The 12,726-nt window shown below is 67.3% G+C and carries 10 protein-coding genes; 9 read left to right on the forward strand and 1 reads right to left on the reverse strand.

Annotated elements, in window-relative coordinates:
* Positions 1–562: 562 nt before the first annotated feature.
* Positions 563–814 carry a helix-turn-helix domain-containing protein gene (locus tag JKF87_RS16065; protein WP_025977014.1) on the reverse strand — a complete coding sequence of 84 codons (252 nt, stop codon included), beginning with the start codon at positions 812–814 and terminating at the stop codon, positions 563–565.
* A 56-nt stretch (positions 815–870) separates the two neighbouring features.
* On the opposite strand from JKF87_RS16065, the gene JKF87_RS16070 reads away from it, so the two are divergent.
* The 9 genes from JKF87_RS16070 (at position 871) to JKF87_RS16110 (ending at position 12,692) form a co-directional block, all read left to right on the forward strand.
* Positions 871–1,689, forward strand: a complete 819-nt coding sequence (locus JKF87_RS16070; protein ID WP_145915902.1) for a hypothetical protein — start codon at positions 871–873, stop codon at positions 1,687–1,689.
* A gap of 584 nt (positions 1,690–2,273) precedes the next feature.
* The gene (locus tag JKF87_RS16075) at positions 2,274–2,594 is read left to right on the forward strand and encodes a hypothetical protein (protein WP_143276087.1); all 321 of its coding nucleotides are present in this window, start codon (positions 2,274–2,276) and stop codon (positions 2,592–2,594) included.
* 56 nt (positions 2,595–2,650) lie between these two features.
* Entirely contained in the window at positions 2,651–3,904 is a 1,254-nt protein-coding gene (locus tag JKF87_RS16080; protein WP_025977016.1) for a TolC family protein, read from the forward strand.
* Complete coding sequence (locus JKF87_RS16085) at positions 3,904–5,106, forward strand: efflux RND transporter periplasmic adaptor subunit (protein ID WP_025977017.1); 1,203 nt, start codon at positions 3,904–3,906, stop codon at positions 5,104–5,106. Before JKF87_RS16080 ends, JKF87_RS16085 begins: the two co-directional genes overlap by 1 nt.
* A gap of 11 nt (positions 5,107–5,117) precedes the next feature.
* A complete protein-coding gene (locus JKF87_RS16090; RefSeq protein ID WP_025977018.1) occupies positions 5,118–8,339 on the forward strand; it encodes an efflux RND transporter permease subunit in 3,222 nt (1,073 codons plus the stop codon).
* Positions 8,340–8,362: 23 nt separating this feature from the next.
* Positions 8,363–8,938 (forward strand): cation transporter, encoded by a 576-nt coding sequence (locus JKF87_RS16095; RefSeq protein WP_234288684.1) that lies wholly within the window; start codon positions 8,363–8,365, stop codon positions 8,936–8,938.
* Entirely contained in the window at positions 8,935–9,576 is a 642-nt protein-coding gene (locus tag JKF87_RS16100) for a methyltransferase family protein (RefSeq protein WP_025977020.1), read from the forward strand. Before JKF87_RS16095 ends, JKF87_RS16100 begins: the two co-directional genes overlap by 4 nt.
* A 171-nt stretch (positions 9,577–9,747) precedes the next feature.
* Positions 9,748–12,249, forward strand: coding sequence for a heavy metal translocating P-type ATPase (locus tag JKF87_RS16105; protein ID WP_025977021.1), 2,502 nt, complete (start codon positions 9,748–9,750; stop codon positions 12,247–12,249).
* A 5-nt stretch (positions 12,250–12,254) separates the two neighbouring features.
* Positions 12,255–12,692, forward strand: a complete 438-nt coding sequence (locus tag JKF87_RS16110; protein WP_025977022.1) for a DUF305 domain-containing protein — start codon at positions 12,255–12,257, stop codon at positions 12,690–12,692.
* Positions 12,693–12,726 lie beyond the last annotated feature (34 nt).

The raw sequence follows: 12,726 nt of genomic DNA on the forward strand, positions 1-12,726 counted from the left end.
GCTCGTCCGTCAGCCAATACAGGTCACTCATGATCCAGACTCCTCAGGAGCCTGAATCAGATCGCGCGCCTCACATCAATGGGTCCTGAGCCTAGCTCTAACAGTCGCTATTTGCCACCCGAATGAATAAGCCCCCACATCCAAAGCAGGTTGAACTGGCCCGCATTCTCGAAGAGATGATTCTGCTCGACGAGACCATTACCTTCAACGCGGTGTCGCGTAAGGCCCAAAGTCACTTCCCCTTTGCGTCATCGCTTTCGAGGCCTTCAATGCTGAAGAATGCCGTTGAAGAAGCCCGGCGTCGGCAGAATGCGGTGAGGGTTCACGCCTCAAAGCTAAGCAAGTCTGGACCACTTGTAACCGCGGCAAGATTGAGCGCCGCCGAGGCCCGTGTCCGGGACTTGGAGGATCAGAACAAGTTGCTCATTGCCGGGCTTCGGGCATCATTGCTCGCCATCGGTCGCCTCGGGGGAGCCGCCGCATGGCAGGAGCACTTCCCTGTCTATAGCGAAGCCTTCAAGCAGCTACGCGAGTTGGGCGGAGTTCCGTCTGCCGAAGTTGCTCAACTTCCGTCGGCCATATCGTCAGATTGGGGCTGCAACAGAACCCAGGCTTCGACGCCCAAGCCGTCTGCCAAAGCGCCAATGCTGTCGATCGACAAATTGCGCTCCGATCGCTCGACAGAGCCCACATAGGTTCGATGGAGGTTCGACGCCGCGCCCAGGTCTTCCTGGCTTAGGTGCTTGGCGCGACGCAAGCGGCGCACGTTAGCCGCTACGATATTGCGAAGCCCCTCTCCTCTCCCCTCTGACATGAGCGGGAACGTCGATGGATGATGACTTTACGTCGACAGACGTTAAGTAGCATTCCATGGTCCTCACTGATGCTCCGGATTCTGAAGCCGACACCTCCCCAGCCTGGACGGTTCTGGTGGCCAATTCGGCCTGTGGTGAATTGTCTGCAATGGCGCGTAATGAGGGTATCTCGCTGCCCCAGTACGTTGCGGACCTAGTCTCGATGCGCGCCGCAGTCGAGCTAGTCGCACCATCCCCAACATGGTTGGCCATCCCGATCGATGTGGCCGCCATACAATTCACGCCATCGCCCGAGCTAGCTGAACGGATCGAGGCGCTCAGCCAAATCACTGGCCAGCATCATGACGTCATAGTTAGTAACCTCGCCAGCGGAGGTCCTCCCATGCCGCCGCCCCAACTACCACTAGGCTATTTGCGTACGGATCCAGGGCGCGGACGGATATTCGGTATGTATTTCGAGATTGCAGGATTCCAGTACTCGCTGATGCGCCATTTGGGGGGCGATGCGTTTCGCAATAGCCAGGCGTTGGATGCTGCATTTCTGGCGTTGGCTTCGCAGGCCGCGAGCACGGGGAAATTCATGAACGAGTCGATCTCCGAGGCCGCACGGCAGTTTGCTACCAAAGTCGTCATGATCGCCAATAGGCGGAGCGTTTCCCCTAGGGATGTAACGATGGCGGGTCGAAGCAAGGCAACGACCGGGCGCCGGGCCTCAACGGCATCCGAGACTGAAGGGGTTTCAAAAGCCGATCAGAACAGCGTTCCTAGACGCGCCAGTTCGCAACCTGCACATCAACCACGCGGAGGTGATCCTTTTGCAGCTTTCAGCGAGTGGCATGAGGATATCGACACCGAAGCATATAAGAACCTGTAATGACGCCGGTTCACGACGTTCAGCTTCACATGGCCGCGCGAATGAACGCAGCCCTTGCCTCAGAAGGTCCAAGCGCCGCACTGCTGTGTTTTATCGAGGACTTAGAGGAGTTTGGGTTGCTGGGGGATGTAGCGAAAGCAGCAGGGTTGACGTCACAGAGAGTTATAGGACTCCTCTCCGGCAAGCGAAGTCCACCATTCGCTACAGTCGTTACTCTATGGAAAGCGGCTGGGCTTCGGATCACGTTCAAAGCTGCACCAACAAGAGAAGGTTGATACTTCCGTAAATAAGGTAGCGGACGCACTCGCCTGTCAGGGATTGGCGTCCTAGCATCGTTAATAACCGCTGCCAGAAATGATCTGCGGATGATCCGACCAGGGCTTAAGGCACAGCCAAGCCGTCTGGATTTGGATGTCAGCGCGGTTGAAGACTGGAACGGGCTGTGCTGGGGCCTTACCCAGCCTGAGGTTGTTCATGCGTAGGTATCGAACAAGATAAGTCGGCTCCAAAGCGAACCTTATAACAGATTGCCATGGTTGCCTGACACCGTTAGCTACGCCCTGATGTCTCGGTCGATAATCAGATTGGCGAGAATTTTTGCGGCGCTGACCTTGGTCATCGCCGTCTTCGCCGTGATTCCGGCGACCGATGCCGCAGCCTGCGCCCCCGAGATCCCCGCTCTCGAGCAGGTGCTCGATGCTCATCCCGGCGATACGCATGACGGCCAGGGCGCCGAACCTGGGGCCTGCGCACACGGCCATTGCCACCATACGGCCAGCGAGCGTCACGCCATCCCCGAAGTCGACGTGACGGCGCCGCATGCGCCTGCCCCGCGCTTGATCCCCGGCGACGACACGACCGTGTCCTTCGCCCCCAACGGCCTCAAGCGCCCTCCCAGAGCCTGATCAGAAGCCTGCGCCTTCGCGCGCCCTCCTTCTGAATCAATTCTGGAAGTCCAAACATGTCTCCGACAATTCGTCGTCGGCCGCGCCTCGCGGCCGGCTGCGCGCTGGTCGTGCTCGCCGCCCTTGCGGCCGGGCCGGCCTGGGCCGAGCCTGCGCCCGCCTATGCCGAACTCCTGGCCCGCCTGGACCAGACGCCGGCCGCATCCGAAGCGGTCGCCCTGGTCGACGCCGCCGAGGCCCGTGTTCGACAGGCCCGCGTTCGGCCCAATCCCAATCTTTCCCTCACCGCCGAGAATGTCGGCGGCTCGGGTCCCTACTCTGGTTTCGGCGCGGCTGATCTCAGCCTCTCCTTCAGCCAGGATCTCGAACTGTGGGGGCGCAGGCCGGCGCGAGTGAACGTCGCCCGGGCCGAAGCAGGATCAGCGGCTCTTCGTCGCGACCTGACCCTCATTGACGCTGGCGGCCGACTGGCCCTGACCTACGCCGAGGCCGAAGCCGCCCAGCGCCGGACCCAACTGGCCGAGGAAGGTCTTTCCCTGGCACTGGCGGACGCGCGCGCCGCCCTGGCCCTTGTCGAGGAAGGACGCGAGCCTCTCCTGCGCGGGGTCCAGGCCGAGAGCGAAGCCGCCGCCGCCCGGGCCCGCCTGGACGAAGCCCAGGCCGAACGCCAGGCCGCCCTAGCCCGACTGACTGCTGTCGCCATGCTGCCCGCTCCGGCCACCTCGATCGAGGCCAGCCTGCTCGACGCCGCAGTCAGCGTCCAACCGACTCCGGTCGACAGCGCCCCGACGGTCCGTGTCGCGGAGTCCGAGGCCACGGCCGCCGAGCGCCGCATCGAGGTCGAGCGCATCAACGGCCGACCAGACGTCACCGCCAGCGTCGGCGTGACCCGGTACGGCTTGGAGGACGAGACCGCCTTGACTGTCGGCCTCAGCCTACCCCTGCCCCTGTTTAATAGGAACCGCGGCAATATTGATGCGGCCCGAGCCGAGTTCCGCGCCGCCGAGGCCCGCGTCCTCCAGGCGCGGCAGGACGCCAATGCAGACCGGTCGGCCGCGACGGCCCGCCTCGCCTCCTCAGGCAGCCGTGTCTCGGCGGCCGACGCAGGGGTGAAGGCGGCCGAAGAAGCCTACCGCCTGTCGCGGCTCGGCGCAGACGCCGGACGCATCTCCCAGCTCGAACTGCGCGTCAGCCGCACCGCCCTGATCAACGCACGCTCCGCCGCCGTCGACGCTCGCCTCTCGCGCGTCCGCGCCGAAATCGATCTGGCGCGCCTGGAAGGCCGCGCCCCGTTCCAAGGAAACTCCTGATGCGCCTCAAGACATCCAACAAGACCCTGTTGATCGGCGGCGTCGCCGCCCTGGTCCTTCTGGGCGGCGGGGGGCTCTATATGACCCTGCAGAAGCCGACGGCGACGCAGGCGGAAAAAGCCGCTCCGCCGAAGGCCGCGGACCAGGCCGAGGGCGAAGCGGGCCACGCCGACGAAGGCGAGACCCCGGAAGGCGTGGTCGAGCTCAGCGCCGAACAGCTCAAGGCGGCCGGCATCTCCGTCGTGGCGGTGTCCCGCGGCGGCGGCGGCGAGACGCGCCTGTCCGGCCGGGTCGAGGCCATGACGGACGCGCGCGCCGCCGTCGGCGCCATGGTCGGCGGCACGGTCGAGCGCGTGCTGGTGGCGCCGGGCCAGGCGGTTCGCGCCGGCCAGCCCCTGGTCAGCCTCGTCAGCGGCGAAGGCGCCGCCCTGCGCGCCGATATCGACGCCGCCTCGGCGGCGGCGACGGCGGCCCGCCAGGCCTTCCAGCGCAACCGCAACCTGGCCGACCAGGGCGTTGTCGCCCGTCAGGAGGTCGAGGCCTCCCAGGCCCAGGCCGCCAGCGCTGAGGCCATGGCCCGCGCCGCGCGGGCGCGGGCGACGGCCGCCGGCTCGCCCAACGCCTCGGGCCGGATGAGCGTGGTCAGCCCCATCTCGGGCGTTGTCACCAACGTCCAGGTGGGCCCGGGCGGCTTCGTGGCCCAGGGCGGCGTGGTCGCCGAGGTGACCAATCCGGCCCGCGTCGAACTCGTCTTCAACGCCCCGCCGCAACTGGCGGCCCAGGTCCGTGTCGGCTCACACATGCGCGTCACCGGCCCACAGGGCGAGTTCGACGCCCTGGTGGTCGGGGTCGCGGCCGACGCCGGCTTGCAGGATAGCGGCGCGACCGTGATCCGCGCCCGTCCGGACGGCGGCGGCCTGCCGCCGGCGGGTTCGCCCGTCACCGGCGCCGTGGTCACCGGAAATCCTGCCGGCGACGCCCTGACCGTGCCGTCCGAAGCGGTGCAGACAGTCGACGGCGCCACCGTGGTCTTCGTCCAGAATGATCACGGCTTCCGCGCACAGCCCGTCCTCGCGGGCCGTCAGGCCGGGGGCTCCACCGAGATCCTGCGCGGCCTGACCGGAGCCGAACGCGTCGCCTCGACCAACGCCTTCCTGCTCAAGGCCGAACTGGCCAAGGGCGAAGCCGAGCACGGCCACTAGGGGGAGCGACAATGTTCAAAGCCATTATCGAGGCGTCCGTCCGCTTCCGCTGGTTCATCGTCCTCGCCACGACGCTGGTCGCGGCCTGGGGCCTGTTCCAGCTCACCAAGCTGCCGATCGACGCCGTGCCCGACATCACCAACCGCCAGGTGCAGATCAACACCGTGGCCCCGGCCCTGGCCCCTGAACAGATGGAGCGCCAGGTCACCTATCCGCTGGAAACGGCCATGGCCGGCATTCCCGGCCTGCAATCAACCCGCTCCCTGACCCGCAACGGTTTCAGCCAGGTGACGGTCATCTTCACCGACCAGACCGACATCTATTTCGCCCGTCAGCAGGTGGCCGAACGGATGGCCCAAGCCCGCGAAAACCTGCCCGAGGGCGTCGAGCCCGGTCTGGCCCCGATCACTACGGGTCTGGGCGAGGTCCTGATGTGGACGGTCGACTTCAAGCCTTTCGACGCCAAAAAGGCGCGGGTCGGCCAGCCCGGCTGGCAGCCCGACGGGGCCTATCTGACGCCCGACGGCGAGCGGCTGGCGACCCCCCAGGCGAGGGCGACCTATCTTCGCACCGTGCAGGACTGGATCATCGCGCCGCGCATGCGCACGGCCAAGGGCCTGGCGGGCGTGGACGTCAACGGCGGGTATGTGAAGGAATACGCTGTCCGTCCTGACCCCGCGCGCCTGGCCGGCTACGGCCTGGGCCTCAACGACCTGATCCAGGCCCTGGACCGTGCCAACAACCAGGCGGGGGCCGGCTATGTGCAACGGGCGGGCGAAGCCTTGACCGTCCGCACCGACGCCCTGGCCCAGACCATCGAAGATCTGGCCCAGGCCCCCGTGGTCAACCGCAACGGCCTGGTCGTCCGCGTCGCCGACGTGGCCGTGGTCGAGATCGGCCAGGCGCCGCGTCTGGGCGGGGCCAGCCGCGACGGCCATGAGGCGGTCATCGGCACGGCCCTGATGCTGGCGGGCGAAAACAGCCGCACCGTGGCCCAGTCGGCTGCGGACCGGCTCCAGGAGGTGGGCGCCAGCCTGCCGCCCGACATCGTGGCCGAACCCGTGCTGAACCGCAGCGCCCTGGTCAACTCCACCATCAAGACGGTGGCCAAGAACCTGACCGAAGGGGCGCTGCTGGTCATCGTCGTGCTGTTCCTGCTGCTGGGGAACATCCGCGCCGCGACGATCACGGCCCTGATGATCCCGATCAGCTTCCTGTTCGCGGTCATCGGCATGAACCGTTTTGGCATCAGCGGAAACCTGATGAGCCTCGGCGCCCTCGATTTCGGCCTGCTGGTCGACGGCGCCGTGGTGGTGGTCGAGAACACCCTGCTCATGCTCAGCCAGCGCCGAGCGGATGTGGGCCGCGCCCTGACCCGCCACGAACGTCTGGGCGTCGCCGCCAGCGCCGCGCGCCAGATGGTCAAGCCCGCCGCCTTCGGCCAGCTGATCATCCTGCTGGTCTTCACCCCCCTGCTGATGCTGGAAGGGGTCGAGGGCAAGACCTTCATCCCCATGGGCGCCACGGTCATGCTGGCCCTGGTCGGCGCCTTCATCTTCTCCTTCACCTTCGTCCCGGCCATGACGGCCCTGCTCGTGCGCGAACCCAAGACCGTCCATGTCGATGACAAGGGAGAAGCCCTGGAGCATGAAACCTTCCTGCTGCGCCACGCGCGCCGCTGGATCGAACCGGCCATCCGTGCGGCCGTCGATCGCCCCAAGGTGGTCCTCGCCGCCGCAGTCGGCGCCCTCGTGATCGGCGGCGTCGCCTTCACCACGCTCGGCCGGGAGTTCATCCCGACCCTGGACGAAGGCGACATCGCCATGCAGGCCCTGCGCGTGCCCTCGGCCTCGCTGGAGCAATCCCTAGCCATGCAGATGGCGCTGGAGCGTGTCATCAAGGCCCAACCCGAGGTCAAGACCATGTTCTCCCGAACGGGGACCGCGGAGGCGGCGGTCGACCCCATGCCGGCGAACATCTCCGACGCCGTCATCGTGCTGAAGAACCGCAAGGAATGGCCTGATCCGAAACTGCCGAAGGAGGAGTTGATCGCCCGCATCGAAAAGGCCGCCTCGACCCAGCTGGGCAACAGCTTCGAGTTCAGCCAGCCGATCGAGCTGCGCTTCAACGAGCTGATCTCGGGGGTCCGCACCGATCTGGCCGTCATGGTCTATGGCGACGACTTCGCCCAGCTCCAGGCGACGGCCGACCAAGTGGCCAACGCGCTGCGCGCCACACCGGGCGCGGCGGACGTTCGCGTGGAGCAGGCGTCAGGTCTGCCGACCCTGACGGTCAGCGTCGACCGCTTCGCGGCGGCCAACTACGGCCTGGCGGCTGCGGACGTGTCGGAAGCGGTCTCGGCCGCTGTCGGCGGCGCCGAGGCGGGGCAGATCTTCGAGGGCGACCGCCGTTTCGACGTCGTGGTCCGTCTGGACGACGCCCAGCGGAACGATCCCGCCGCCCTCGCCGCCCTGCCGGTCACGACCTCGACCGGCCTGACGGTGCCCCTGTCCTCGGTCGCCCGCATCCAGGTGGCCGAGGGTCAGAACCAGATCAGTCGCAACGACGGCAGCCGCCGCATGGTGGTCCAGGCCAATGTGCGCGGCCGCGATCTGGGCGGCTTCGTCGGGGACGCCCAAGACAGGGTCGGCGCCCAGGTCAAGCTTCCGACCGGCTATTCGCTCAAATGGGGCGGGCAGTTCGAGAACCTGAAGCGGGCCGAACAGCGGCTGGGCCTAGTCATCCCTGTGGTCTTCGTCCTGATCGGCATCCTGCTGTTTATGGCCCTGGGATCCTTCGCGGAGGCAGGGCTGGTGTTCGCCTGCGTGCCTCTGGCGCTGGTCGGCGGGGCGCTCGCCCTCCTGCTCAGGGGCATGCCCTTCTCGGTCTCGGCGGCGGTCGGCTTTATCGCCGTGTCGGGCGTCGCGACCCTGAACGGTCTGGTGCTGATGCAGGCCATTCGAGAGCGGCTTCAGACGGGACAGAACCCGCACGACGCCGCCCTCTTCGGCGCCTTCAGCCGCCTGCGCGCGGTCCTGACCACAGCCCTGGTGGCCATCGTCGGCTTCATTCCCATGGCGATCGCTTCGGGAGCCGGCGCTGACGTCCAGAAACCCTTGGCCACCGTGGTCATCGGCGGCCTTCTGACGGCCACGGCCCTGACGCTGCTGGTCCTGCCGACCTTCGCCGCCAAGGCGGTCCGTCATCGCAAGGCAGAAGGGATCGAGGACTGATGGGCGGATCCCAGGAACAGGAGATGCTTCAACGTCGCACGCTTCTCGTCGTGCTGGCGCTCAACGTCCTCCTGTTCGTGGGTCTCGGAGTCGGCGGCCTGTTCGCCGACTCCAGCGCCCTCCTCGCCAACGCGCTCGACAACGGCTCCGACGCCGCGGTCTATCTGATCAGCTTCCTGGCCGTCGGTCGGGCGATGATCTGGAAAACCCGCGCCGCCCGGTTGTCGGGGATCATGCTGCTGATCTTCGCCGCCGGCGTCCTGCTGGACGTCGGACGGCGCTGGATCGTCGGGACCGAACCGGTCGGCTGGACCATGATGGGCCTGGCCGTCATCGCGGCGGCCGTGAACCTGATCTGCCTCGCCTTGCTCAGGCGTCAAGACGGCGACGACGTCAACCTGCGGGCGGCGCGAACCTTCAGCTTCAATGACTTCGCCTCGAACGGGGGCATCCTCGTCGCCGGCGGACTGGTCATGGTCATGGATCAGGCCTGGCCGGATCTGGCGGTAGGCCTGATCGTCGCCGGCATCGCCTTCAAGGGCGGAATGGACATCCTCCGCGACGCACGCAGCGTCGCAGTTGAAGGAGCAATCTCGTGAATCTTCCCGAACAACACGGGCGTGACGGCACCGCCGTCCCGATCGACATCCAGGGCGTCCAGAAATGGCGCAAGCTCTTCATCCTGGCGGGCCTTTTCGCTCTCCTGGCATGGACGCCCCTGGTCAGGGCCCGCCCCGAATTTGAACACCCCGTCGAACACCTCGGCCTTATCGCCATCATGATCTGCATCTTTGGCCGCGCCTGGTGCTCCCTCTACATCGGCGGTCGCAAGAAACAGGAGATCGTCTCGAACGGCCCCTATTCCCTCTGTCGCAATCCGCTCTACGTCTTCAGCTTCATCGGCGCCTTCGGCGTCGGCGCCATGTCGGGCAGCCTGACCATCGGCCTTGTGTTCGCCCTGGCCTGCTGGGGGGTCTTCCGGGCGGTCGTCGAAAGGGAGGAGCGCTTCCTCGCCGGCGCCTTTGGCGCGACCTATGAACGGTACCGCCTCCGGACGCCGCGTTTCCTTCCGGATCTCCGTCTGTGGCGCGATGAGGCGGAACTCACCGTCCGACCCGCCTTCTTCCTTCGCACCCTGAGAGACGGCCTCGTCTTTCTTCTCGCCCTGCCCCTGTTCGAATTGCTGGAAGGCCTGCAACAGTTCGGCTGGTTCAGCGTCATCTTCCAACTGCCCTGAGACGGAGCATGGAACGCCAGCGTCTTGTGACCTCTCTCGCGGCGCTTCTTGCGGCCCTCGCCTTCCTTGCGGGCGCCGCCGTTCGCCTCGCTTCGCACGAGCGCGACGTCCAGGCCGAGTCACGCGCCCCCTAGCCTTCAGCCCCCTCTTCCGCATCCGAGGAGTTCAAGCATGCCTAGCACCGTCAGACTCGACATACCGGTCCTTCTCCCCGAAGCGCCCGACGCCTTGGACGCCTGCGTCGAGCGCCTCGTCAAACGCCTGACCGGCGCGCCCGGCCTGTCCCAGATCCACGTCGCGGAATCCCCGACCGGGCCCCAGCTCTGCCTGCACTACGACGCCAAACTCCTGTCGCCGGACGAGGTGCGCCGCAAGGCGCTCCAGGCCGGGGTCGAGATCAGCCGTCGCTTCGGCCACCTGGTCGGCTGGACCCAAGGCGTGCGCCATGCGCGGCACGCCCGTTCGCTCGAGGCCGACCTCAAGGCGGAGCCCGGCCTCCTTGAGGTCGGCCTCGACGCCGCCGGCGCGGTCCGCGTCGAGTTCGACCAGAACCGGATCACCCGCGACCAGCTGATCAAGACGCTCGCCGGCCACGGCCTGACCTTCTCCCCCCAGCCCTTCCCGGCCAGGGCTGAACACGCCGCAGACGACCACGCCGGCCACGACCACGATCCCGGGAAGGAGGATCACGCCGACCATGATCACGCCCACGGAGGGATTTTCGGCGCCAACACCGAACTGATCTTCGCCCTTGCCGCCGGCGGCACCCTGGGCCTCGGCTTCGCCCTGGAAAAACTGGCGTCGGGCCTGCCGGGCTGGATCCCGCTCGCGCTCTTCCTCAGCGCTTACGGCCTGGGCGGCTTCTTCACCGTGCGCGAAGCGATCGACAACCTCAGGCGCAAGCGCTTCGAGATCGACACCCTGATGCTGGTGGCGGCGGCGGGGGCGGCGGCGCTCGGCGCCTGGGCGGAAGGCGCCCTGCTCCTCTTTCTCTTCAGCCTCGGCCACGCCCTGGAGCACTACGCCATGGGCCGGGCCAAGCGCGCCATCGAGGCCTTGGCGGAACTCGCCCCGCGCACCGCCAGGGTGCGGCGTGACGGCGAGGTGATCGAGATACCGGTCGAGGCGCTTGAAGTCGGCGAGGTGGTGGTGGTCAGGCCCAATGAACGCCTGCCCGCCGACGGCTTCGTCATCAAGGGGGCCACCAGCATCAATCAGGCCCCCGTCACTGGGGAGAGCATGCCGGTCGACAAGCAGCCGGTCGATGATCTCGCCGAGGCCCGGGCCCGCCCCGCCTCCATCCTCGCCGCATCCGCCGTTTTCGCCGGGACGATCAACGGCGCCGGCGCCATCGAGATCGAGACCACCCGCAAGTCCAGCGACACCACCTTGGCCAAGGTCGTGCGCATGGTCAGCGAGGCGGAGACCCAGAAGTCGCCCACACAAAGGTTCACCGACCGGTTCGAGCGCGTCTTCGTCCCTCTCGTCCTGGGCCTGGCCTTCATCCTGCTCTTCGCCTGGGTGGTGGTCGACGAACCCTTCCGCGACAGCTTCTACCGCGCCATGGCGGTCCTGGTGGCCGCCAGCCCCTGCGCCCTGGCTATCGCCACGCCGAGCGCCGTCCTGTCGGGCGTCGCCCGCGCCGCTCGCGCCGGCGTCCTGATCAAGGGCGGCGCGCCGCTTGAGAGCCTCGGCGCCGTCGACGCTATCGCCTTCGACAAGACCGGTACCCTGACGGAAGGCCGCCCGCGGATCACCGACGTCATCCCCGTCGACGGCGCCGACGAACGCGCCCTGCTGACGGTGGCGGTCGCCGTGGAACGGCTCAGCGATCACCCCTTGGCTGAAGCCATCGCCCGGGACGGCGCGGCGCGTCTCGACGGCGCCGCCGTCCCTGCCGCTTCAAGCCTGCAGAGCCTGACCGGCAAGGGCGTCGCCGCCGAGCTCGAGGGCGTCACGGTCCAGATCGGCAAGCCCGAGATGTTCGGATCGGACGGCGTGCCGGTTCTGAGCGTCCAGGCGACCGAGGCGGTCGATCGCCTCCGCGCCCAGGGCCGCACCCTGATGGTGGTGCGCCAGGGCGAACGCGATCTCGGCGTGATCGGCCTGCTGGACACGCCGCGTGCGGCCGCGCGCGACGCCCTGACAAGACTGAGAGCCCTGGGCGTCCGGCGCATGATCATGATCTCGGGCGACCACCAGAAGGCGGCCGAAGCCATCGCCGGCCAGGTCGGCCTGACGGAGGCCTGGGGCGACCTCATGCCGGACGACAAGGTCGAGGCGATCAAGCGCCTCCGCGCCGAGACCAAGGTCGCCATGGTCGGCGACGGGGTCAACGACGCCCCCGCCATGGCCACGGCCACGGTCGGCGTGGCCATGGGCGCGGCGGGCTCCGACGTCGCTCTGGAAACCGCCGACGTGGCCCTCATGGCCGATGATCTGTCCAATCTTCCCTTCACGGTCGGCCTGAGCCGTCGCACCCGAACCGTCATCCGCCAGAACCTGTTCGTCAGCCTCGGCGTGGTCGCCTTCCTCGTGCCAGCCACCATCCTCGGTCTCGGCATCGGCCCGGCCGTCGCCCTGCACGAAGGCTCCACCCTCTTAGTGGTGTTCAACGCCCTGCGCCTGCTCGCCTACCGCGATCGCCAGGCGCCCGCATCCTATCCGGGATAAAGCCCATGAAACGCCTTAGCTGGCTCACCCTCATCGCAGCCTTCCTGGCGGCTGCAGCCTTTCTGTTCGGCATGATGTCGCGTCAATCCCCGCCCGATCGTCCGGCGGCTGCGGCCGTCCAGCCGATCGACGAGCACGCCGGCCATGCCGACGCCCTGGGAGACGCGGCCTCGACCCGCTCTTTCAAGGAGGCCAATGAACGTCTTCACCAGGCCACTGACATTCGCTGGACCGGCGACGCCGACGTCGACTTCATGCGCGCCATGATCGCTCATCATGAGGGCGAGATCGCCCTGGCCCGGATCCAGTTGCAGCACGGCTCCGACAAGGACGCTCGTGGGCTGGCCCAGGACCTCATCCGGGCGCGCGACACGGAAATCCTTCGAATGCGCCTCTGGCTGGCGCGACGCGAAACTCAGCCTGCGCCGGAGAGCGGCGCCTGACATGGCGCGCACCGTTCGATGGAAGGAAGGCCGG

Source organism: Brevundimonas nasdae (assembly GCF_016654005.1).
Taxonomy (GTDB): Bacteria; Pseudomonadota; Alphaproteobacteria; order Caulobacterales; family Caulobacteraceae; genus Brevundimonas; species Brevundimonas nasdae.